Consider the following 22,217-nt stretch of genomic DNA (forward strand, 5'->3'; position numbering starts at 1 on the left):
CGTCGCTTGGGATCTTGCCTTCCGTGAGCTCGTATAGGCAGTGGAGCGATGCTACTTGCTTGCCGTTATAAACGTGGTTTGTTTTATAAAATTTAACCAAATTCATTCCGCAAACGGCGCAGTACTCTTTATCCTCACCGCTTCCTACGAGCGTAGCTTTGCTAGGATCTACGCTTTGAAACATCGGCTTCATCTTGCCGGCTTGCTCGTTTGCTTCGGCACCGAAAAGTAGCGCCGCTAGTAGCGCCGAACCCAAAACAGAACGTAAAATCATATTATCTCCTTAAATTATTTAGTTTTATTTGTTTCCGGTTTTAAAAACTCCGCATTCTCGCACGCGACTTTTAGGCCCTTTGCGCAGCTTTTGTCAAAAAGCTCTTTAGCCTTAGCGGTGTCGGCTGCGACGCCTTTGCCCTCGGCGTACATGATAGCTAGGTTGTTGCAGCCTTTGTCGTAGTTTAGGTTGCAGGATTTTTCGTAAAATTCTTTAGCTTTGGCGTAGTCTTGCTTGGTGCCTTGACCGAATGCATACAAAAAGCCGAGGTTATCGCAGCCGATACCCACGCCGCCAGCGCAGGCCTTTTCATAAAATGATTTTGCTTTAGCGTAGTCTTTTTCTACGCCCATGCCCTCAAGGTGCAGGTAGCCTAGGTTGTTGCACCCCATCATATCGCCGTAGTTGCAGGCTTTGGTATAGAGCGAGATGGCCTTTTTGATATCGGTTTTGACGCCCGCGCCGTTTGCGTAAAGTAGTCCTAGTGCGGTGCAGCCTTCGTCGTCTTGGCACGCTTTTTCGTAGTACGCAGCGGCTTTAGCGAAGTCCTGAGTCGCGCCGTTGCCGCTTTCGTAGATGTAGCCTAGGTTATTGCAAGCAAGCGCAAATTTGGCGTTGCAAGCTTTTTGGTATAAATTTATCGCCTTTTCGTAATTTTTCTCCACGCCGCCCGTGCCTTCAAAATACACCACTGCAAGGTTGTAGCAGCCCGATGCCTTGTTTTCCTCGTGGCAGGCTTTTTCGTAGATTTCTATCAGCTTTTTATGGTCGCCGCTTTGCTGGGCCTGCATGCCCTCCTGGATAAAGCCTGCGTTTGCGCTAGCGCATAAAATCGCCGCCGCTAGTAGTTTTTTATACATTTTTTCTCCTTTTAAATCGTTTTTACGTCGCGTCCTCTAAAGGCTAGCGCGGTTATCAAAAGTATGCAACCAAGCGCGATATAGACGCTAATATGCACCGGCGGCAAATCTCCGCTAGCGTAAGAGTGCATGCCCGTTAGGTAAAAATTTACGCCAAAATAAGTCATCGCGATCGAAGCGTAAGAAAACACCGATGCGATCAAAAATACGTAGAGTGAATTTAGCTTTGGTATAAAGCGCAGATGTAGCGCGATCGCGTAAACTAGGATCGATACGTACGACCACGTCTCCTTGCTATCCCAGCCCCAGTAGCGCCCCCAGCTCTCGTTTGCCCAGATTCCGCCGAAGAAATTTCCAAGCGTTAGCAAGCAAAGACCTATGATTAGACTAGCTTCATTTATCGCTGCGATATATCTGATCTGCTCGTTTAGCCTCGCCTCGTTTGCTTTGTTTTTAAACGCCATAAGCCCTAGCGCGATAAGACCCAGCACGCAACCAAGGCCTAAAAATCCATAGCTAGCAGTGATAACCGATACGTGGATACTGAGCCAATACGACTTTAGCACCGGCACAAGGTTGGTAATCTGCGGATTTACGAAGCTCATATGCGCCACCAGCATCACGATGCCAGCTAGCAGCGCGGCCGCCGCAAGCGCAAGCAACGAACGCCTAAAAAATATCATCCCCGCTAGCGCTCCGGACCAGCCGATGTAGATCATTGATTCGTAGCTATCGCTCCAAGGTGCGTGTCCTGAGACGTACCAGCGCAGAGCTAAGGCGGCCGTATGCACCGCAAAACCTAGCACGAATGCCGCTAAAATGGTTCGCTCAAGCGGTAAAATTCTCCTTGATAAAAATACGGACGCAAGCCCTAGTAAAAGCGCAGCAAAACCCAAAATCCAGTAGAAATAAACCAGCTTTTTAAACACCGAAGCGCGGTTGTAAAAGACCTCGGCATCGACTCTGCTAACGCTAGGTAAAATTTCCGCCGAGGCCGTTCGCTGATAGTTTCTTAGTGCGGCTAGTGCGGAGTCGGCCTTGCCCCAGTTATTATCCGCGATACCTTCTTGCAGGCCAGTTATATAGTCGTTTAGCGTACTTTTTGTGCTAGTATCGACTCGCTCATCGCTAAAGGCGTCGTTTGGCGAGAGCCACGCGTGTTGCGGGTCGTTGGCTACCGGGATAAATTTAAAAAAAGTACCCTTAAACGTGAGATACGCGATGTTTAGCCGCTCGTCAAATTTGATGAGGTCGTTATCGAGCGTGCCTCGTTTAGAGAGCGGTTTTTCGTTTGCGGCTTCGACCTGCGCGGCTAGCTTATACTCGCCACTTGCGTCAAACGCATCCCTAAAGCTCGCGTAATCTCCGCTCAAATTTAGCATTTTTTTGATCTCGCCGTTTTTTATTTTGACGATTTTTATCTCTTGCCAGAGTGCAGGGTTTAGATTCATCCCAAGCACTATTTGTTCGGCGCTTAGACCGTAAAGCGAGTCTGTGCCGGAGATTTTATTTACGATCTCGCCCGCTTCCGTGCTAAGCGGCTTTATCCTGCCCGCGTAGTCTTGCACTAGGAGCTTTGCAAATTCGCCGTTAGCGTGAGCGGCGGTGTTTGCGGCGAAAGTTTTTAAAATCTCGCCCTCGTTTTGCTCGGCCGCGTTTGCGTTAAAATTTAAAAAACCAAGCGCTATAAATGCCGCGACGAGAGAAAAGCGGCTATTTTTAATAAAATTTATGAGCTTTAAAAATCGGCTATTTTTAGTAAAAAAGTTGCCGATAACGCCGACGCAAAGCAAGAAATATCCGATGTAGGTCGGGATTTTGCCCGGATCGCGGTTGACCTCTAGTACCGTGCCCTGTTCGTCCGCGTCATAGGAGGACTGAAATAGCTTAAAGCCTTGCAAATTTAGCGGATGATTCATGTAAATTTTATACTTTGCCAAAATTTCTCCCGCGTCTGAGAGCGCCTCTACTTCGCTAGAGTATGAGGACGGGCTTTGCGAGCCTGGGTAGCGCTCAAGCTCAAATTTAATAAGCTTTATCGAAAACGGCAAGCTAACTAGCTTTGAGCCCCAGGTTAGCATTATCTCCTCGCCGTCAAAATTTAGCGTGCTAGGTTCGCCCAGCCAGCCGGCTCCGCCGTGGATTTTGGCCGTTTGCTCGCGCTGCCCTTCAAAGCCCGCTTTTACTACGAGAGTACCGCGCTCGCCTTTGGGTGCAGGTTTATAGAAGTCAAATTTGACGGTGAAATTTTTTGAGTTTATGGTTTGCGTGAAGCTAAAATTATTATCGCCGATTTGGGTTAAATTTAGCGGATACTCGAAAAATGCGTCTTTGGTTCGGATCTGCAGATACGGCTTTACGCTCACCATCTCGTTTCCGCTCTCGCCAGCTCTTACGTGCAGTACGCCCTCAGCGCCCAGATACCGCGTCAAAGCCGCACCGATAAAGATAACGATAAATGCCGCGTGCAGAACGAAGGAGCCGAAGCGGCGCCACATTTTGGTTTTAATTATAATGCCGAGCAGGCTCAGCGTCGCAGCGCCCATGACGCACTCGTACCAGCGCGCCTCATAGACTAAAATTTTAGCCGTTTGCGTGTCATAAACGCTCTCTAAAAAGGTTGCGACGCCGGCACCTGCGGCTAGGATAAAGAGGAGGCAGAGCGCAACTTTGTAAGAAGTTAAAAATCTAAAAAAATTTACGCCCAAAATCGCCTCTCCGAGTTTTTACATTATTATATCGTAAGTTTGCCCTGCGTATAGTATAAACATTCTAAGAAGTAATACTCCGACCACGCTAGCAAGCGCGCTAACGTAGAACGCAAACGCGGTGTGAGCGATCTTTTTGCCCAGTGCGAAATTCAAAACTAGCGGTACACAAAATCCTACGCCCACGACGCCTAGCCAAAATAGCTGAGCGTAAACGCCCTCACTAAAGGCAACGCTTGCAGCTTTTTGTACGTCGCTGCCTGTGATTAGCGAAACGAAAATCATGCCGATTAGTAAAATTTCCATCGCTAAAACCGGCCACTCGACCGCGTGTAAAATTTTAAGATCGCCGCCGTGCGGGTCGGCTTTAAAGAAAAGTGCGGCTATCAGGCTAGATCCCGCGATACCCGCCGATAAGCCCGACGCCACGAAAAGCGCAGGTAAAACGGCGGTATTAAGGATAGGAAATCTAACTAAGACCGAGATCAAAAAGCCCGTATAAGCACAGATCGCAACTGCAAAAACGAGCGTAAGCGCAAGAAGTAGCGGACGAAGCACGTTTACGATTTTCATCACAAGCTCGAAAAGACCTTTTAAAAAGCTAAGATTGCGCGTCAAAAACTCTCTAAGGCACTCTTCAAACGCATAAAGGCAGGCTACGAAGGTAAGCGGAATATAGACGCAAAGCGCCGCAACGCCCACGGACATAACCGATGTGAAGTTATAATTAATCAAAATTTTCCAAAAAAGAAGCGGTCGCTCTAAATCGGCTACCAGACAAACCATACCGAGTAAAATCGTAACGAAAGATAGCAGCGACGCGGCTTTAAACAGCGGCGTGCTTTCGGTCTGTTTTTTATAAAATTTGACGAGGATCGCGACTACCAAAGCGCCGCCGCTCATACCCGCTAGCAAAAGATAGACCGCGATCGGCCAGCCCCACTCCACGCCGTGCGAGAAGGTCGCAGTGAAATTTATAGCTCCGTTCATATCATACCCCCAATTTAACCGCAGGAATATAGCGCAGGCTCGGCTTCGTGCCGCACTCCGGACGCATTCGCAGGCTGTCTTTTACGCGAAGCAGCTTGCTGATGTGCGATTCTTCGTCGTTTAGATCGCCGAATACGATCGCCTCGTATCTGCACGCCTCAATGCAGGCAGGCTCGTGGCCGTCTTTTAAATTCGTATCCAAGCAGAAGTTGCAGCTCTCTGCGGCTCTTGTTTCATGATTTATAAATCGCACGTCGTAAGGACAGGCGACGATGCAGTATTTACAGGCGATGCAGTCGTCGGTATTCATCGTCGTAATGCCCGTTTTTTCGTCCTTGTGGCAGGCTTTCGTCGGGCAAACTTTTACGCACGGCGCGTCCTCGCACTGCTGACAAGATACTCTAACATAGCGCTTTTCTTTCAAATTTAGCGGATCGGTTTTATCCTGGATAAAAAGCCTCATTTGGCCTTTTGGGACCGAATTTACCTTTTTACAGGCGATCTCGCAGTCGGTGCAGCCCACGCATTTGTTCTGATCGAAGATCATGCCGTAGTGCGGCTTTTTCGGCTCTTGCTTTTTAGCACTTGCGTTTACATCTTGCGCACTTTTATCTGTGCCGTTTTGTGCGAGCAAGCTTGAGGCGATTGCGCCGAGCCCCAAAGAGCCGAGTGCGGCGGATTTTATAAAATTTCTTCTTTGCTTTTGCATATTCTCCTCCGACTAAATTTAAGCAAAACTACTTTGTTTTGTTCGCGTCGTGAAAGCTTTTAGCCTCGCTTTCGCTAAGCTTTTTGGCCGCATCGGCAAGCTCGCCGGGCTTTAAAACTTTTAGTAGTTCGGCTTCAAAAATCACCACAGAACCCGCAGGAATTCTATCTACGTCCACGTTGCCGTAGGCTAAATTACTAGGGATTGTAAATTTATATTTCGAGCCCGTATTCATCAAAAGCAACCCCTCGCGCAATCCGTCGATTAAGCCTATCATAGAAAGATGCGCCGGAATTTTAGACGCGAAAGTATCGTCAAATACGCTACCATTCGTCAAATACGCCTTGTAGTTCATCACTACTACGCTCTCAGGCTTTGGCTTTTCGCCCATGCCTAGCTTTAGAATTTCATATTGAAGACCGGATTTTGTGGTTTTAACGTCCGGATTTTTGGCATTTTTCGCCATAAATTCCTTGCCTGCTTTTAAATTTTTATCAAGCTCCGCTTTGGAATTTGTTTCTACGATCTTATTTAGCTTATCGGCTCTTTGATTCAAAAGCGCAATAATTTCCTCATCTTTTAGCTTCTGCTGCTTTTTAAGAGCGTCCAAAAACCCCTCTATCACCGCATCTAAGTCATATTTGACGCCTAATGCGGCTTGTGAATGCAGCTGGTTTGAAACATAGCTTCCGGTAGAAGCTCCGATGCTATAAGATTCTTTTTGTTCTTGCGTAGTTAAATTCGCGCCCAACGCGCAGCTTGCCAAAACGATAGGCAAGAAAATTTTTAGTCTTTTTTGCATACATTTGCCTTTTAAATTTCGGGGCCGCGAACTTACGCGACCCCGAAAGAATTATAAATTATTATTTAAAATTCTTTGAGCCTCTTTGATATACTCTTTAGCGGCCTCTAGCCTTTGCTTAGTATATTTAAAGCCATGCATTCCCCATGAGCCGTCTTTTTCGATAAGATCGACGGTGTCTTGAGCTTTTTCTATTAGCTCATAGACGCGAGTTTTATCACTGGAGTTAAGCTTTTTAGTCTCAAGGATAGAGTAAATTCCTTGAATACCGATCTTAACTTGCGAGAAATCGCTCTTAATTGGAGTTTGCCAGCCCATAACCTCATCGTAAACCTGCTTTTGGTTCTTGAAGTGAAGTGTCTCTTTTAGCTCGGAAACGACAGGGCTATGGCAGCCTTTGGTATCTTGCATATCTTTATCCGCCCACGAGGTTCGTGCGCACGACCACATAAGATCGACGAAATTTCGTCCATCTTTATTTCTTTGGAAGTGCCAATCTTTCGCATCTCTCGGACCTTTGGCGGCATCGCCTGCGACTAGAGATTTTCTAGCAGGATCGATGTCGATCTTCCAGATGTGCGATCTTCTTTGAGTATCAAATCCCGCGTTGTCTTGGAACTGAATAGCATAGAAGTTTTCGCAGCTCATCATAAACGGCATGTGGCAAGATGCGCAGGTGTTGTCTTTATGCGTATCGGCTCTTGCGGCGATGTAGGCTTGCTCTTGGTGGCAATCCTTGCACTCTTTTGTGATCTTAGGCTTTGTATAAAACGCACTCAAATAGCCCTGCTCGGAGTTGTAATTTACGCCCTTGACGGTTTTATCGCCAACTACCGGTCCGGTGTTATCGTGCGGATCGTGGCAGGTTACGCAGCGCATACCCTTCTCGTAGTGAGCGGTGAAGTAGGACTGAGAGCCTTCAGAGCCGCAGCCTGGACCCATGGATTTAAATTTAGAGCTAAGAGATAGATCGGGGTTTCCGTTGTTTAGCGGATTAGCACGAGCTAAATCAGGGCTATAGTTAAATCTTTGGTGGCAGCGTTCGCAGTTTGAGGTTCTAAAATTTGTAGCGCCGTCAAGGTGACCGCCCGCTCCATGGCACTCTTCGCAGGTGATACCCTTGGAGATAGTGTGCTTTTGAAGCTCTTTTGCATTACCCAAAGCAGCATAGAATTCTTTCTTAGTTTTAAAATCGAATTTGAATGGGTGGCAGACTTCGCAATACGAGCTGTTTGCTTGGAAAAACATCGATTTTTTATATTTCGCAGCATACGACGCAAGACCTCTTACGTAACCGCCGTTATCGCCGTATTCCTCAAGCGTGCCCGGAAATTCCGGAACGATCTTTTTAATCTTTTTGACCGTCTCATCGTCTAAATTTAACGCCCAAGTCCTTTGGAATTGGTTGCCGCCGGCTACGATTTGACCGGTACCATCTCTTAGCAAGCCGCCCTCTACGTGATAGGTTCCGCGTAGAAGCCATGCATCTACGTAGCCAAATTTTGTCCTTAGATGCCCCACGGTCGCATAAATTACGTCAGGGGTAATACCTTTTGGAAGGATCGACGCCGTATCCGGACTAAATACAGGATCGGTTAGGTTGTTATTAACCTCCGGGTGCTCGCCCGGGAAGCGGATAGTAGTGGCGTGGCGCGATCTGCTCCATGTCTCATACTGTGCAGGGTGGCACTCGCCGCATTTTTCAGGACCTATGAATTTATTCGGAAATTGCAAAGAAGAGCCCGCAGGGATTCTATACATCATAGAGCTATAGCCCTTGCCGTCGTCTCTTTTGCTAGCCTTCGAAAAGTCAAATCCATGCCCTTCCGCAAGCCACTCCAAACCTCGGTCATGTACATCCATCTTACCGACCGTCTTACCGCCGTATTTAGTAAAAATCGGGTGATTTTTAAATAGCCAGTCATACATCTCTCGCTCTTCTACGACGTAGTCCTGCAAGGATATGACGCCTCTGCTTTGCAACGTGCCCTTAGGATTTGCGATGACGTCGCGCGATTTTTGCGACATTTCCATCTCATGCCCCATGCCTTCATCAGCACAGGCTCCTGCGGCAAAAATGCTAATACAGGCTAGCGCGCCTAGTAGCATCTTATTCCATTTTTTCATGGCTCCTCCTTTGAAAATCGAAATTTTAAATTAGCAAAGTTCTACGCTCGAAATAATATCAACAAAAAAGGGTAAAAAAGGGAGAAATTTAATGAAGTCTAAATTTAACGAAAAGAGATCGTAAATATCGCGCCTTCGTCGGAATTCGCAGCGCTTATGCTCCCTCCGTTTTTTTCGATTATCATCTTGCTCATATATAGTCCGAGCCCGCTGCCCTGCTGTTTTGTCGTAAAGTGCGGCTCAAAAATTTTATCTAGCTGCGCTTCATCGATGCGGCTTGCGTTATTTTCGATCGTGATTACTCGCTCGCCCTGTTTTAAAAATGAGCGGATTTTAATCTCGCGCCGTTTAAGCGACACGTCCAAAAACGCCTCCTTCGCATTGTTTATGATGTTTATGAGCACCTGGATGAGCTCGTTTACATTGCCGTAAAGCGTAAAATTTTCCTCTATCCGCACGCTTATATCGATGACGTGTTTTTTAAGCGAGGCGTTTAAAATTTTACGCGCCTGCTCGATCGCTTCGCCGGCGCTAAATTCCCTCTTCGGCATGTTTGGATTGAAGAAATTTTTAAAATCCTCGATCGTATCGCTCATAAATTTCACCTGCTCGCCCGCATCCCTGATGCCGCCCTCGAGCCTTTCTTTTGAGAGCTTGCCCCGCTCGTTGTAAAGCTCTAAATTTATGAGCGTGGAGCTGATCTGAGATAGCGGCTGGCGCCACTGGTGCGAGATATTGCCGATCATCTCGCCCATGAGCGCGAGGCGGCTTTGATTTATCAGTAAAAGCTGAGTCTGCATCTTTAAGGTCTCGTTTTTTTTGTGAATTTTATAGATACAAAATATGCAGATCAAAAACACTGCAAGCAAGCTTAGGCCGCTAACGACAAACTCTTTGGTGTGATAGAGCAAAATGCTTTTTATCGGAATTTTAAAGCTTATCATCGCGATCGTATCGCCCAGGCCGCCTTTGAAATTCCCCACATCGCCGTAGAGCTCTTGCATTTTTTTGGGCGCCGCGTTGATACTGTGGCACTCAGTGCACGAAGGCTGGGAGTTTATTATCGGTAGGCTCAAAAGATACGAGGCGCCACCTTTATCATAGATGACTCTGGAGTATTCTTTATATTTGTTTTCTTTAAAGCCCTCTAAAATTTCATTCTCAAACTCGCTTCCCTCGTGTTCGGGATTGAGCGGATCGGTAGCGACAAGCTTGTAGTCGTAGTTGATGTTTTCTTTGGCGAGCTGAATTTTATAAATTTCGCGCGTTATGTAGGTCGAGGACATCAGCCTCGGATCGAAAAAATCCTCACTCAGAAGCTTTTTTTCCTTAAGCTCGTTTATTAGCGGGCGCTGCACGGTCGAGACGTAGTCGCGCACCGCATTCATCGTATCTAGGATATAAAACGCCTCGCGCCTCGTGTCCTTTAGCGCAAGCTCGCGGTAGAAGTTAAAAACCAAAGCCGTAATTACGATATATAGCAGCACGAAAAGCGCTACGATAAATTTAAATTTATACTTCAAAGAGATACCCCACCGCATATAAATTTTTAATCACGTCCTTGCCGATCTTGCGGCGCAGCTCTTTGACGATCGCCTTAATCGCTTCCTTGCTAGGCTGCTCGAACTCCCACATATAGCCAAATAACTGCTCGTAGGTTATAGTTTGATTTTTGCGCGCTAAGAAGTACTCCAAAAGCTTGCTCTCGCTTTTGGAAAGATGACAGGCGCTGTCTTTGACGTAGATGATCTTTTTGGCAAAATCATACTTCAGCTCATCGTTTATACTCAATATCGGCGCGTGATTTATCAGCTCCGCAGCGACGTCTTGCAGCGCCTTTATAAAGGCGTTTTTGTCGTACGGCTTAGGCAGATACCTAGTGATCTTAAGCTCCACCGCCCGCCACAGATACTCCTGCTCGGTGTGGCTCGAAAGTATCACGATCGGCACTGAGATGCCGGCAGCTCGGATCTTTTTAACGACCTCTAGCCCATCCATATGCGGCACGCCGATATCAAAAACCAGCGCGTCGTACGAACCGCTCATCGCCTCATCAAGCGCCTCCAGCCCGTCCTTAACCCCCACTACTTCGCCGAAAAACAGCTGTAGCGATTCGGTTATATTTTTTAAAATCCCGGGCTCGTCCTCTAGGCAAAGAACCCTTTTATTGGACAAAACATCCAATAATTCGTAATCTTGCATTCTCTATCCGCCTCCAAGCTTAGCGCATTTCATTCTTAATCATCTCTTAAATATAACTCGCTTAAATTATATAAATTTAGCATTAAATCAACGTTAAAAAATATACCAAAGCGGTTTGCACGCCAATTTAGACCTCAAACCGCATATGTGCGAGCTTTGTGCCTGCATAAGTCGGCTCAAAAGATCACAAGAACGTAAAAAGGTGGGGCGATAAGCTTGATATTAAATTTTACCGCCTCGCAGGCGGCATATGAAAGGCGGTAAAATTTTATTTGAGAGGTGCTTGCATATGCATTTCGCAGACAAAGGCAATTAAAACATAAAATCTATCAGCTCCGCAGCTCGGCGGAATAGAATTTAGAATTTAGCCAGAACTGGACGTGTTAAATCTAATGTGAATGCTCCATCTTTGAGTGATCCATGCCGCTATGATCCATATTCTCCATCGAGCCATGATTCATATGCGAATGATCCATCCCCTCCATCGAACCCATATCGTGGCTCATCCCGCTCATCGAGCCATGATCCATCATAGAATGTTCCATGCCGCTCACACCTGGATCGGTCATTCCAAAAATCATCGCGACGTGTCCTAACACCAAAAATACAATCAGTGCCAAGAAATGAAATTTAAGCCTAGCTCTAAATTCCGCTCCTTTTGCGATAACTCCTAGCTCCAAAAGTAGCAGCACCAGCGCAGGCAGCGCCGCCGCTACGTATGCCGCCAAAGCTAAGGTGTCCGCAGCGCCACGTAAATGAATGACGGGCAAAATTTTAACCGCTACGTAAATGATTAATATCGTAAAATAAGCGCCGAGAATGATGCTAAGGCATTTATTGATTTTTAGCGACAAAGAGCCCTTCTGCGCGTGGTACAAGCTAAAAAATTCGCTCGCTACTATCGCTTCTGCTAAGCCCATCGGCACCGCCATAAATAAAATCAAATTCCACGGCTGATTTGCCATCAAAAGTTCCATGTAATTCGTCATTGCCATGTTTTCTCCTTATTTTGGTTTAAAGGGCGCAATTATAGCGGCTTTCGGTAAAAAATTTTAAAACGATAGATAAGATTAAGTGCGCCTTTAATCTTATCTTTCAGTAAAACGATTTGGGCTGCGTCTTAAAACTCGCTCACAAATATTAAATTTTAATCTCGCCTCGCACGCCGCCTCTTCGTATCTAACGTGAAATTTAGAAAATTTATATTTGCAAAAGCAGATGCTTTAAATTTATCCGAAACGCTTTAAATTCCGTAAAATTTCAGTTTTGTAAAGATAAAATTACGAAATTTTTTAAAAGGATTTAAAATGAAAAATGCTCTTTTATTCGCCTGCGCAGCGCTGTTTGTATGCGCTTGCTCCAATTCTGAGCAGCCAAAGCCAGGCGTTTCGCATTGCAGCGAGCCTAAAATGGACGAGGCGTCGCATCAGATGATCCAAATTTGCGGCGAAAGCGAGGATCCGCAAATCGAAAATATGCAGTGCAACGAAAACGGACTTTGCTTCGGCACCGCAAAAATCAGGTAGCCGAAGCTCCTCAGGCGCTAGCGCTAAATTTAACTATTTTAAAGCTAAGATCGAGCGCCCGCAAGCGGTCTAGGCCGCACTTTAAAATTTAGCCCGCAATTTAAATTTAACTCCGCTTCACGCACTGATGCATTTTAACTATCTTGTTTTTAGCTGCGTCCGCCAATTGATCGAGCTGCTCTTGGCGCAATAAAATTTTAAAATTTCATCGCCAAGCACGGCGCATAATTAGGATTTAAAAGTAAGCGCAGGTCGAATTTCATAAGTTTAAAATTTTAAAGCGACATGCAATTTGAAATTTTACGCTTCTTGAATGCTAGCTGTGCAAAATTTTGCGCAAGCTCAAAATCCGCGCTAGGAGATTTCATGCCGCCGCAAAATTTCTAGATCACAACTCCGCTCGGTAGAATTTTTAGCAGTGCGGATAAGGGTGCAAAATCTGCGTCGTGTAATCCCACGCGGATCACACCCGCCCAAATTCCTATGCCGCACGCCGAGACTCATAATCTAATCTCGCTACAAGATCGCTTACGAAATGGCGCGGCTTCATTAGTCGTATAACCGCAGCACAGTTTTACTCGCTGCGTAGCCGAGGTCCATAGTTGTAGTGCTAAAAGCGTAAAATTCTTTGCCGTGCAATCGAAGTTCTCGGCGCAAAAGACGCGGTATCCTCTACCGACGGTGCTAGTTTATAGTCTAACTCGCGCTTTAGAATTTCCTCTCCAACTCATTACTTAAAATTTCGTACGGATCGCACCGAGCGAAATCCAATCACTGCGCGACGCAAACTTAAAATTTCAGCGTCGTGCTCGCCGCATATTAAATTCTGCTTCACTATTATGACTTAAATTCTATCACAAGCCTGTAGATTTAAAATTTTACTTCAAACGACGCCGTGAAATTTCTACCCTCCCTAGGTAGATACCTCTCCGTGCCTGCGCCGCTCGCACTTAGCGGCGACGCTATATCTTTGCCGATAGCAATTCTCGCACAGGGCGCCTGCCACAGCGCATAGAAAATAAAGCGCGCCGCCTGCTCGATCGCCGCCTCTAAAAATTTTAAGCGACCGCAAAATTTTAAAATTTAAAAGCAGCCTGCGATTAAGCCGATTTTTATAAATTTGGATTTGCTTTGTAGCGGCGCAATCTGTCGAATAAGGCGCAACACTAAGTTCAAGCAGCTAGCTTTACGTCAGCTGCTTGAACATTTCGATCTGCTCCTTCGTAAGCTCGATCAAATCATCGTTTGCGTATTTAAGCGATGTCTCCAGGCTTGCGATGAGCTCCTTACGAACGAAGCTCACGCTAAAAAGCGTCGCCCAAAATCGCGCTCCGCTGCCAGTGCTCGGATCCTCCAAGACCGCTCTAATCGCAGCTACCGCAGCAGCATCGTCCGCCACGCCCAATACCTCGTCCACGAGCGGATATTCACCTGCGCCGTCGCCCTCGTTTAGCGAGCGCAAAAGCGGCTCAAGCGCCTCGTCGCAGGGATTATCACGCAAAAACTCCCGCACCGCGCGAAACTCTGCCGCGAGCTGATCCGAAAGCTGCGCAGGCATCGGCTGATGAAGTCTCAAAAAGTCTAATGCCGTTTGCTTGTCCATAAAATTCCTTTTAAATGATATGCGCGATTGTAGCTAATTTTGGATTGCAAAGAGATAAATTTACTCTAATTTATCAGCCATTTCCGTCATAAATTCTCAATAATCTTAAATAATTAGATAGTGATTTTGTAGTGCTTTTAGGGGCGATTTTCGATGGGCTTTGCGCGGATTACAAAATAAAATTCCAAAATTTTATCCAAACAAAAAAGCCCCTGCGAAGTGCAGGGGCTTACAAGCTTGATCTGTTTAGTCCGGCAAAATTTAGCAGACTAAGAAGGATTATTCCTCGATCTTGCCGGTTTTGATGCGGCGCTCGTAGATTTCGCGCATCTCTCTGATGTCATTTTTGACCTCGAATACGCCGTGCCAATGCGAATAGTCAGGTCCACCCATTAGCGCGCCTTGGCGCATTCTGCGACCCTCGTGGTGCCATGAAACATAGTAGATTCGCTGGAACGCATCCGCCCAAGGATCGTCTTTTAGAAGTTTCTTTTCCTTAAGCTCTTTTAGCATCTTAGTCGCTTCGTCGTTGTAAACGTTATATAGAAGTACCTGCTTATCGCCCACCTCAAAGAAATTATTCGTGTGGGTGCTTGCGTGGCACTCTTTGCAGACTTGCTTCATCTCGGCACGCGCTGCCTCAGGACCGTTTAGGTTACCCGCCAAAGGATTACCAATGTTTAACTTGCCGGTATTTAAAAACTCGCTTACCGCGGTCTCATTACCGCCGGTGCGTAGATTGCTCTTAGGCAGCCACAAATTCCACTTCAAGCGTTGAGATACGTTGTGAGTGGAGTTTAGATCGCCCACACCGCCGCTAATATGGCAGGTCGCGCATGTAGGAGCGCGGTAGTCAGGAACTGCCCAAGTACCAGGAGCGCTATCGAATTTCCACTCATTGCCTTCAGCGTTAAATACGTGTCCGTGCATTGAGTTATTGTAAATTTCGATATCCGGATGATCAGGTCCTAAGTGGCAAGATGCGCAAGCAGCAGGCTTACGAGCTTCGGCGATCGAAAATTTATGACCCGAGTGGCATGATTTGCATCCGCCTACGCTACCGTCCGGATAAACCGTACCGATGCCGTAAACGGGCCAGGTCTCTTTGGTAGGCTTGTTATGCTCATCCATTTTAACGACGCTACCGTGGCATTGAGAGCAGCCGGTAATATCAGGTGCATGTTTAAGATCAGGGATATCACGTCCTTCGTAGTGATACATTAGATCAACCATTCCTTTGTTGGCTTGCATCTGCATAGCGCCTCTTGCGTGACCGCTGTTTTCAAACTCTTTAACCTCGTTGCTGTGGCATTTGGCACAGGTTTTTGGGCTAACTAGCACCGAAATATGATTGTCTGTGTCTTTCGGATGCGGCTCTTTAGCTGCCATAGGGCTATCTGCTGGCTGCGAGTGGCAGTCGGTACAGCTAACGCCTACGTGAGCGTGGCGGCTCATCTTCCAATCCGCAACGACGCCCGGAGTTTTTTCGGCATGGCACTCGACGCAGCGTCTAGCTAGCGGCGTAAGCTGCCTATTTACCTTTAAATTCTTCGTAAGACTAACGTTTACAGAATTGCTTACGTTCGCGTCCGACGCGGACATATTCGCATGCTGCGCGGGCATTTCTGCGAATGCAAACGATGCGATACAGGCTATTAAAATAGCGACTTTTTTTAGCATTGCTTCTCCTTTACTTGGTTTTGTTATTTTCTCGGTTGTATTTATCCCAATATTTGGTAATCTCTATACCCATATTTTTGTGGCCGACGTTTTCGTGGCACTGCACGCAGGTTTTGCCAGTAGTGCCTGCGAAATAATCCCTATGCGCGAGCCAGGCTTTATTTACTTGATTATTCTGCTCTTTTAAATTTCGATGGCAACTTAGACAGCCGCTTTCATAAACGAAATGATTTCGCTCCTTGCGTTTTTCTTGCCAGTCGATCTTATCGGCATCGGTAAAGACCGTTTTGTAGACATCATTTGCGGAGGTTAGAGCTTTAGTCCAAAGATACATAAAGGTATTTTCATGAGAGACGTGACAGGCGACGCAATCGGCCTTGAAGCCTTGCGGGTTGTTGCCGCCGTGAACATCGTTGTGAAAGGCGTTTGCCATCGGCTGCATCGTATGACAGGACACGCAGAATTTATCGGTGCCCGTAAGGTGAACCATCTCCGCAATCCCAAGAGAAAGTATCATTCCTATAAGCACACAAGCGCCCACGAGCAGCACAAGAGTTTTCTTTTTCATAGGTTTCCTTGATTTTAAAATTTCTTCGCAAAATTTTTAGTATTTGATAATTCGGAAAGTGGTATTTTATTATAAAAAGATTAAAAACCGCTTATTTTCTAGCCTTTTGTTAAAATTTATTAAATGAAGATAAAATTTTAAACTAAGTTTTTAGTTTAACGGAATATAATCCATTAAAATTTCAATACAAGGAGAGATCATGAAAACGATCCAAGCGAATGAAATTACCAAAGTAGTCAGCGAGCTTTGCAAAAAAGCCTGTTATCAAGTCACGCCCGACATGCGCGCAGCATTTGAGAAAGCGCGCGAGAACGAGACTTCGCCTATCGGCAAAGATATCTTAGGCAAGCTCTTACAAAATGCCGATTTGGCGGCAAAAGAGGTCGCGCCGATCTGCCAAGATACCGGTATGACGGTGGTTTTTGTCGAACTTGGTCAGGACGTGCATATCCAGGGCGGATATTTGGAGGATGCTATCAACGCAGGCGTTGCGGACGGCTACGTAGGCGGCTATCTGCGTAAATCCGTGGTCGCAGAGCCGCTTTTTGAGCGTAAAAACACCACAAACAATACCCCTGCGGTCATCAATACCCGCATCATCCCCGGCGACAAGCTTAAGATAAAAGTAGCTCCGAAGGGCTTTGGCAGCGAAAACAAATCGGTGCTAAAAATGCTCGTTCCTGCAGACGGCATCGAGGGGGTAAAAAAGGTATTTTTAGAGGCGGTCAAATACGCAGGCCCTAACGCCTGTCCTCCGATGGTCGTAGGCGTCGGTATCGGCGGCACGATGGATAAGGCGGCGCTTTTAGCCAAGCAAGCCGCGGTTCGCTCGATCGACAGCAGAAATCCCGACGAGCGCTACGCCAAGCTAGAGGATGAGCTACTGGAGATGGCGCGCGCTACGGGCGTCGGTCCGCAGGGTTTGGGTGGCATAAACACCGCCGTTAAGGTAAATGTAGAGTGGTATCCGACCCACATAGCGGGGCTTCCGGTCGCCGTTAATATCAACTGCCACGCGGCTCGCCATGCCGACGCTGAACTATAAGGAGGAAATCATGTCAGAAGTTAAAAGAATTACCGCACCTTTCGATAAAAGCGTAGTAAAAAGCCTAAAGGCGGGCGATAACGTCCTAATCAGCGGCACCATCATCGCAGCTCGCGACGCCGCGCACAAGGCTCTAACCGAAACCCTCGCTCGCGGCGAGAAGCTACCCGTAAACTTAGCGGGCGAGACGATATATTATCTGGGGCCGACTCCTGCCAAACCGGGTCAGGCAATCGGTGCTGCAGGGCCTACGACTAGCGGACGCATGGATAAATACACTCCTACGATGATAAACGAAGTAGGCATCAACGGCATGATCGGCAAGGGCTACCGCAGCGACGCCGTCGTCGAGGCGATGAAAAAATCAGGCTGCGTCTATATGGTCGCCATCGGCGGCGCGGGCGCGCTGATTAGCCAAAGTATTAAAAAATACGAAGTGCTAGCCTACCCCGAGCTCGGCCCCGAGGCGGTCGCGAGGCTGACCGTCGAGGATTTCCCGGCTATCGTAGCGATCGACAGCGAGGGCAACAATTTCTACGAAGTAGGACAGGCGCCTTATAGAAAAATTTAAATTTTGCTAGCGGCGTCCTCGCGGCGCTTTTTGCGGCGCGGGCGTTCGTAAATTTATCAGCGTTCGCTTGGGCGCCCTAAATTTCGCGGCATAAACTACGGCGTCTATTTTGCGAAATTTTACGCTGTCACGCAGTGAAATTTTATAGCGAAATTTAAATCGCGCCCGTAAAATTTTATCTCTCTTACGACGCGGAATTTTTAAAATTTCGCGCCGCTTAAATTTCTACAGAAATTCCGCCTTCGCTCCATTTAAACAATCAGCCGCTAAAATTTAATCGCAAATTTATCCAAGTCTAAATTTTAAAATTTCGTCGCCGTTCGTAAGCAAATTTAAAGCCCGCAAGCGTCATAATCCATCTCAAATTTAAAAGGAGCAAAATGAGCGCAAGCGAGCTGGAGCAGATCAGACTGGGGCTTTTGTATAAGGCGAAAAGAAATATGATCTTAGCGGCGGCGTGCATGCTCGGCTACGGCGCGTTTTTGTTATACAAACTGCGCGACGGAGGAGGCATGGCGGATTTGTTGCCGCTTATAGGATTATTCGCGGTTGTTCTTATAGTAGCCGTTTTGTGCGATGAAAGCTCCATAAAAGCCAAGATAATCTACGCTGCCTGCCTTTTTGCTATGAGCCTATTTCTAAACGATTTACAAAATCGCCCCACGATTTCCAAATATATCTTACTCGCGATTATAACTTTAATCTTGGCTGCTTCGAGCTTATTCGTATTATTTAGAGTCTTCAAACGAGATTATTCGATAAAATTTCGGCGCGCTTTTAAAGAGCACTATCTAATGCCCTATTTTAAGGCGTTCGGCTACCGATATGAAATTTCAGGCGATATCGATCCTGCTAAACTCAAGCTCTCCGGGCTCTTTTTTCGACTAGACAGATACTCATACGGCAACGACAGGGTCTCGGGCGTTTATGACGGCGTGAGTTTTGCCTTTTGCGACGTGAGCTTATTTAATAGATTTTCGAAAAGCGAAATCCTCGGCACCTTTTTCTACGCGGAATTTAACAAACGCATAAGTGCCAAAACCCTGATCTTTCCCGCTCGCACCGGCGCGCCGAACACCCTCGGGCTAAAAAAGATCGATATGGACGATGCGGAGTTTAACGCCGCCTTCGCCGTGTATTGCGAGGACGCGACGAGTGCGATGTATATTTTAACGCCCGCCTTTATGCGGGAGCTCTTGCGCTTCGCAGGCGCCGTAGCCGCGCCCGTCAGTCTTAGCTTTTTAGATAGCAAAATTTATATTTTCGTAAATACGGGGCGCGATAATTTCGAGCCGGACATCGACGAAAGCGTGCTGCGCCGCGACCCTGCCGCGCAGCTCAAGCGCGAGCTTTCGCACTTTTTAGCGATCGTAAAAAACCTAAAACTAAACGAAAGAATTTGGAGCTAGCAGGCGGCTCGCCGCAGCTTTGCGTGTCACAGCCTCGCGCACCATAGCTTCACACGCCGCGCCGCAGCTCCACATGCTACAGCTCTGCGCGCCTTGAAATTTGAAATTTTAAAATTTTGCTTTTCGATTTCGTGCTTTGGAATTTTAAGGCGCGTAAAATTCCGCGCGTTTTGAAATTTAAAATTTTAATCCACACTGCGAAATTCTGCACCGTAAAATTTGAAATCCTGAAAATAAAATCCGCGCCTTGAAATTTTACGCTTTGAAATTTAGAATTTTAAAATTTCGCAGCCGAAATCTTACGCGCCTGAAATTTAGCGCACCCGCCAAGCATCATGGTACCCATCAAAGCCCCTGCGCGCTAGAGGGCGCGACTAACTCCTCTATAATTTTACCGGGCTCGCAATGAATTATTTTACTCTCTATCGTAAATTTTTCGCCGTCAAATTTAAAGTATTGATATTCATCGACAAGCTCGCCGTCCGGGTATTTATCGCTATATTTTACCTTAAGAGCGCCCAGTATGCCGTTTTCAAAGGTCAAAAACGTCCTTTTAGCGTATTTATTCTTTATCTCGTCACTGCCGTCTAAATATGAAAAAAAATCATATTCTATGCCGAATCGAGCGGAGTCGTGCGGCGGCGGCACCAAAGAGCTCCTTTTAGAGCAGTCGCAATCTCCGCCGCATGAACGGACGTAGTGGAGGAATATATTCGCTAGGTTTATACCCGCTTCGCTTGCTTCTACCGCCCAAAATTCGTCGTTTGTGAGCTTAGTAGAGCCCTTTGATCCTCCGTAAATAAGATATAGATTTTCTTTAACTTTAAAAACTTTTATCACTCGATCGCCGCCCCATGCGGTACCGACTGCCCAATCGCCGCAGGCGCAATCCCGCCTGCCGCCAAGAACGCATTCTTGCATCTGCTGCGCACCTTTGTCTGCAAAATCCATAATGAAATTTTGCCCGCCGCTTACGTATTGATACGCTACGTAGCTCGCGCCCATCGTGCCGCCAGTGCTGATATCTACCGAATATGCCCGAAACTTGCCGTCCTGCGAGATCGCCATATTCGGGGCGAACCTCAAGGATTTTAAAATTTGAGGCGCTCTCTCGCCCGCGCTTTGCAAAAACTCCATAAACGCAGCCCTTAACCTAACGATGCTCTCGCAAGGCGTACCATCGGGGCGATGCCTGGCTTCATCGATTTCTTTCAGCGCCGCGTCTAAATTTGCCGTTAAAATTTCTAGGTTTTGATCCTTTTGAGCGCTGTTTGCACCTTCTGCCAAAGCGGGCGCTGCCTCGGCGAACATGAAGCTTAATAAGCACAAAAACGAGATTAAAATTTTCAAGTCGCATCCTTTAAATCTTTGATTTTCGCTAGATTATAGCGCAAATTTGCGCCGCGCGAGATTTGGATTTAGAATTTGCGCCCTCAATTTAAAACCCGAATCCGCTCGCTGCGGAATTCTGCGAAATTTAGAAATTTGAAATTCCTTGAAGTTGCAAAATTCCGCGAGGCTGCCGTTTGAAATTCGCCTTTCAAAGCATAAGGCTAAGCAGCAGCAAAAATCCGATGAAGCTTAGGGCGTTGCCGAAGGAGCCGCCGATGTGATCGCCGAGCTGCGTCAGCACAAGCGCGCCGCCTAGACGCAGACCTATTTGTAGCGCCACGCCCGCGATAAAATCTATTGCGCGACGAAGTCCGCTGCGCGTATCGCCGAGCTTGGTGCTGCGGCTTTGATTCCAAAGCCCACTAACGCGGTAGTCTTTGTAGCGAGCGCGGAGAATATCGCCGTTTTGCAGCTCGAAGCTCTGCGAGGCATCCTTTGTCTTAGCGGGCGCCGCGACTTCGGCGGAGCGGGCGGAATTTATAGAATTTGCTGAGTTAGTAGAATTTACAGAGCTTATGGAATTTACTGATTTCGCAAAATTCTTAATACTCGTAGAATTTGCGGAATTTTCTGCGTCTAAATTCTTAAATTTCATGCAATTTTCGCCGTCCGCAAGCTCCGCTAAATTTTGATCCGCACGTAGCGCGTCAGAGACGATACGCCGCTTGCTATCGCCCGATAAATATAGCCCGTCCAGCGCGAAGCCATAGTAATAAACGTCGCCGCTTTGCAGCACGCGCACGCCGCTAGCATAGCCCTCCGCTTCGCCACTTCGCTTGGGCTCTTTGGAGTGCGCGAGAGCCGCAAATATGCGTCCGAACTTTGCGGCGCGCCAGTCTCTTCGCATAAATCTAAAGCTGCAATACGCAAAAGGCGCGAGGATGAGCAGGGCTAGCAGTCCGGCAGGAGCCCTTGCATCAAAGATAAAGATTATACAGTAGATGCTCATCGCGGCTAGCGCTACGCCGAAGGCTGCGAATATCGCGGCGAGCGCCGTACTGCCGGCGTCCTTCCAGCGCTGCGCGCCCAGGCTTAGATTAACAAAATCTATCGGAAGGGCGGAAGCGGCGGGGTTTGCCAAAGCGTCGCCACGGCTCTCGCGAGTAGAATTTAAAGAGAGGGAGCCACTTAAATCTTTGCGGATAAAACCCGAAGCGGCAGAATTTATGTCGCTGCGATCTTTGCCCACTAAATCAGATACCGCAGAATTTTGGCGCACGCTTGCCGCGGTATCGCTATGTGCATCGCAGTCTAAATTTGCGACAGTGGAATTTCCGCTACTTGAAACTTCGCAGTTAGGGCGCTCTGCGGAATTTTCACCGCTTAAATCGGCGCTGCTTAAAGCCTCGCGATCGGAATTTAAGCCCCTAAAAGCCTCGCGGCTGGAATTTGAGTTTGAAGCCTCATATATCACCGCCAGCTCGTCGCCCTCGCGTATCGGCAGATAAAGTCCGTCGCGCCTTAAATTTAAAATTCCCGCAAAGCGCAAGCCCTCCAGCGTAAAGCTAAATTTAGCCGCGTCTGCAGGTGCGGGCTCAAGCTTCAAATCCCTAGCCGTGCCGCGAGCAAGCTTGATACGTCGCGGCGAAAGAAGTTTAGCAAACCCCATTCGCGCCTTTCAGATCCTGCAAAATTCCGTTCCTCCTATTTCGCGGCGGATTTTTTGCGGATCTGGATATTGATGAGCTCCACCAGCAGCGAAAACGCCATCGAGAAGTAGATGTAGCCCTTAGGTATGTGAAAGCCCAGCC

18 protein-coding genes and 2 pseudogenes are annotated in these 22,217 nt (G+C 47.2%); 4 read left to right on the plus strand and 16 right to left on the minus strand.

The features are described from left to right. The 10 genes and pseudogenes from Q0546_RS01365 to Q0546_RS01410 form a co-directional block, all read right to left on the minus strand. Positions 1-274, minus strand: a pseudogene (locus Q0546_RS01365) (NosL family protein); the annotation flags it as partial. Positions 275-288: 14 nt separating this feature from the next. After that, positions 289-1,134 carry a tetratricopeptide repeat protein gene (locus Q0546_RS01370; RefSeq protein ID WP_298789858.1) on the minus strand — a complete coding sequence of 282 codons (846 nt, stop codon included), beginning with the start codon at positions 1,132-1,134 and terminating at the stop codon, positions 289-291. An 11-nt stretch (positions 1,135-1,145) separates the two neighbouring features. Next, positions 1,146-3,842, minus strand: a complete 2,697-nt coding sequence (gene ccsA, locus Q0546_RS01375) for a cytochrome c biogenesis protein CcsA (RefSeq protein WP_298789860.1) — start codon at positions 3,840-3,842, stop codon at positions 1,146-1,148. An 18-nt stretch (positions 3,843-3,860) separates the two neighbouring features. Continuing rightward, a complete protein-coding gene (gene nrfD, locus Q0546_RS01380) occupies positions 3,861-4,832 on the minus strand; it encodes an NrfD/PsrC family molybdoenzyme membrane anchor subunit (RefSeq protein ID WP_298789862.1) in 972 nt (323 codons plus the stop codon). A gap of 1 nt (position 4,833) precedes the next feature. Beyond that, positions 4,834-5,541, minus strand: a complete 708-nt coding sequence (locus Q0546_RS01385; RefSeq protein ID WP_298789864.1) for a 4Fe-4S dicluster domain-containing protein — start codon at positions 5,539-5,541, stop codon at positions 4,834-4,836. 28 nt (positions 5,542-5,569) lie between these two features. After that, a complete protein-coding gene (locus tag Q0546_RS01390) occupies positions 5,570-6,343 on the minus strand; it encodes an FKBP-type peptidyl-prolyl cis-trans isomerase N-terminal domain-containing protein (protein ID WP_005870892.1) in 774 nt (257 codons plus the stop codon). Between the two features lie 51 nt (positions 6,344-6,394). Then, complete coding sequence (locus Q0546_RS01395; RefSeq protein ID WP_291940175.1) at positions 6,395-8,470, minus strand: cytochrome C; 2,076 nt, start codon at positions 8,468-8,470, stop codon at positions 6,395-6,397. 104 nt (positions 8,471-8,574) lie between these two features. Next, positions 8,575-9,993 carry a DUF3365 domain-containing protein gene (locus tag Q0546_RS01400; protein WP_298789866.1) on the minus strand — a complete coding sequence of 473 codons (1,419 nt, stop codon included), beginning with the start codon at positions 9,991-9,993 and terminating at the stop codon, positions 8,575-8,577. Further along, positions 9,983-10,672 carry a response regulator transcription factor gene (locus Q0546_RS01405; RefSeq protein ID WP_298789868.1) on the minus strand — a complete coding sequence of 230 codons (690 nt, stop codon included), beginning with the start codon at positions 10,670-10,672 and terminating at the stop codon, positions 9,983-9,985. Before Q0546_RS01405 ends, Q0546_RS01400 begins: the two co-directional genes overlap by 11 nt. 389 nt (positions 10,673-11,061) lie before the next feature. Next, complete coding sequence (locus Q0546_RS01410; protein ID WP_298789870.1) at positions 11,062-11,667, minus strand: DUF6803 family protein; 606 nt, start codon at positions 11,665-11,667, stop codon at positions 11,062-11,064. Between the two features lie 312 nt (positions 11,668-11,979). On the opposite strand from Q0546_RS01410, the gene Q0546_RS01415 reads away from it, so the two are divergent. Next, positions 11,980-12,198, plus strand: a complete 219-nt coding sequence (locus tag Q0546_RS01415; RefSeq protein WP_297882694.1) for a hypothetical protein — start codon at positions 11,980-11,982, stop codon at positions 12,196-12,198. A gap of 1,186 nt (positions 12,199-13,384) precedes the next feature. Here Q0546_RS01415 and Q0546_RS01420 read toward each other — a convergent pair. From Q0546_RS01420 to Q0546_RS01430, 3 genes are all read right to left on the minus strand, one after another. Beyond that, positions 13,385-13,801 carry a hypothetical protein gene (locus Q0546_RS01420; protein WP_298789872.1) on the minus strand — a complete coding sequence of 139 codons (417 nt, stop codon included), beginning with the start codon at positions 13,799-13,801 and terminating at the stop codon, positions 13,385-13,387. 279 nt (positions 13,802-14,080) lie between these two features. Next, positions 14,081-15,481, minus strand: a complete 1,401-nt coding sequence (locus Q0546_RS01425; protein ID WP_298789874.1) for a multiheme c-type cytochrome — start codon at positions 15,479-15,481, stop codon at positions 14,081-14,083. 10 nt (positions 15,482-15,491) lie between these two features. Further along, positions 15,492-16,049 (minus strand): NapC/NirT family cytochrome c, encoded by a 558-nt coding sequence (locus tag Q0546_RS01430; RefSeq protein ID WP_291940163.1) that lies wholly within the window; start codon positions 16,047-16,049, stop codon positions 15,492-15,494. Between the two features lie 199 nt (positions 16,050-16,248). Between Q0546_RS01430 and Q0546_RS01435 the strand changes: the two genes are divergently transcribed. The 3 genes from Q0546_RS01435 to Q0546_RS01445 all read left to right on the plus strand — a co-directional run bounded on the left by Q0546_RS01435 (position 16,249) and on the right by Q0546_RS01445 (position 19,074). Then, positions 16,249-17,094 (plus strand): fumarate hydratase, encoded by an 846-nt coding sequence (locus Q0546_RS01435; RefSeq protein ID WP_298789876.1) that lies wholly within the window; start codon positions 16,249-16,251, stop codon positions 17,092-17,094. 10 nt (positions 17,095-17,104) lie between these two features. Next, a complete protein-coding gene (locus Q0546_RS01440) occupies positions 17,105-17,665 on the plus strand; it encodes a Fe-S-containing hydro-lyase (protein WP_040303892.1) in 561 nt (186 codons plus the stop codon). Between the two features lie 380 nt (positions 17,666-18,045). Beyond that, positions 18,046-19,074 (plus strand): DUF3137 domain-containing protein, encoded by a 1,029-nt coding sequence (locus Q0546_RS01445; RefSeq protein WP_298789877.1) that lies wholly within the window; start codon positions 18,046-18,048, stop codon positions 19,072-19,074. Positions 19,075-19,419: 345 nt separating this feature from the next. On the opposite strand, the gene Q0546_RS01450 is transcribed toward Q0546_RS01445, so the two are convergent. The 3 genes and pseudogenes from Q0546_RS01450 to Q0546_RS01460 all read right to left on the minus strand — a co-directional run. Then, complete coding sequence (locus tag Q0546_RS01450) at positions 19,420-20,424, minus strand: hypothetical protein (RefSeq protein ID WP_298789879.1); 1,005 nt, start codon at positions 20,422-20,424, stop codon at positions 19,420-19,422. A 190-nt stretch (positions 20,425-20,614) separates the two neighbouring features. Next, on the minus strand, positions 20,615-22,075 hold the full coding sequence (locus Q0546_RS01455) for a hypothetical protein (RefSeq protein WP_298789881.1): 1,461 nt from the start codon (positions 22,073-22,075) through the stop codon (positions 20,615-20,617). 35 nt (positions 22,076-22,110) lie between these two features. Beyond that, positions 22,111-22,217 (minus strand): annotated as a pseudogene (locus Q0546_RS01460) (TerC family protein); the annotation flags it as partial.

Source organism: uncultured Campylobacter sp., assembly GCF_937997465.1.
Taxonomy (GTDB): domain Bacteria; phylum Campylobacterota; class Campylobacteria; order Campylobacterales; family Campylobacteraceae; genus Campylobacter_A.

Coding starts and splice junctions, on each gene's coding strand:
- Q0546_RS01435 (WP_298789876.1), top strand. CDS start 16,249: ATGAAAACGATCCAAGCGAATGAAATTACCAAAGTAGTCAGCGAGCTT.
- Q0546_RS01395 (WP_291940175.1), bottom strand. CDS start 8,470: ATGAAAAAATGGAATAAGATGCTACTAGGCGCGCTAGCCTGTATTAGC.
- Q0546_RS01455 (WP_298789881.1), bottom strand. CDS start 22,075: ATGGGGTTTGCTAAACTTCTTTCGCCGCGACGTATCAAGCTTGCTCGC.
- Q0546_RS01370 (WP_298789858.1), bottom strand. CDS start 1,134: ATGTATAAAAAACTACTAGCGGCGGCGATTTTATGCGCTAGCGCAAAC.
- Q0546_RS01430 (WP_291940163.1), bottom strand. CDS start 16,049: ATGAAAAAGAAAACTCTTGTGCTGCTCGTGGGCGCTTGTGTGCTTATA.
- Q0546_RS01440 (WP_040303892.1), top strand. CDS start 17,105: ATGTCAGAAGTTAAAAGAATTACCGCACCTTTCGATAAAAGCGTAGTA.
- Q0546_RS01445 (WP_298789877.1), top strand. CDS start 18,046: ATGAGCGCAAGCGAGCTGGAGCAGATCAGACTGGGGCTTTTGTATAAG.
- Q0546_RS01405 (WP_298789868.1), bottom strand. CDS start 10,672: ATGCAAGATTACGAATTATTGGATGTTTTGTCCAATAAAAGGGTTCTT.
- Q0546_RS01420 (WP_298789872.1), bottom strand. CDS start 13,801: ATGGACAAGCAAACGGCATTAGACTTTTTGAGACTTCATCAGCCGATG.
- Q0546_RS01425 (WP_298789874.1), bottom strand. CDS start 15,481: ATGCTAAAAAAAGTCGCTATTTTAATAGCCTGTATCGCATCGTTTGCA.
- Q0546_RS01390 (WP_005870892.1), bottom strand. CDS start 6,343: ATGCAAAAAAGACTAAAAATTTTCTTGCCTATCGTTTTGGCAAGCTGC.
- Q0546_RS01415 (WP_297882694.1), top strand. CDS start 11,980: ATGAAAAATGCTCTTTTATTCGCCTGCGCAGCGCTGTTTGTATGCGCT.
- nrfD (WP_298789862.1), bottom strand. CDS start 4,832: ATGAACGGAGCTATAAATTTCACTGCGACCTTCTCGCACGGCGTGGAG.
- Q0546_RS01385 (WP_298789864.1), bottom strand. CDS start 5,541: ATGCAAAAGCAAAGAAGAAATTTTATAAAATCCGCCGCACTCGGCTCT.
- Q0546_RS01410 (WP_298789870.1), bottom strand. CDS start 11,667: ATGGCAATGACGAATTACATGGAACTTTTGATGGCAAATCAGCCGTGG.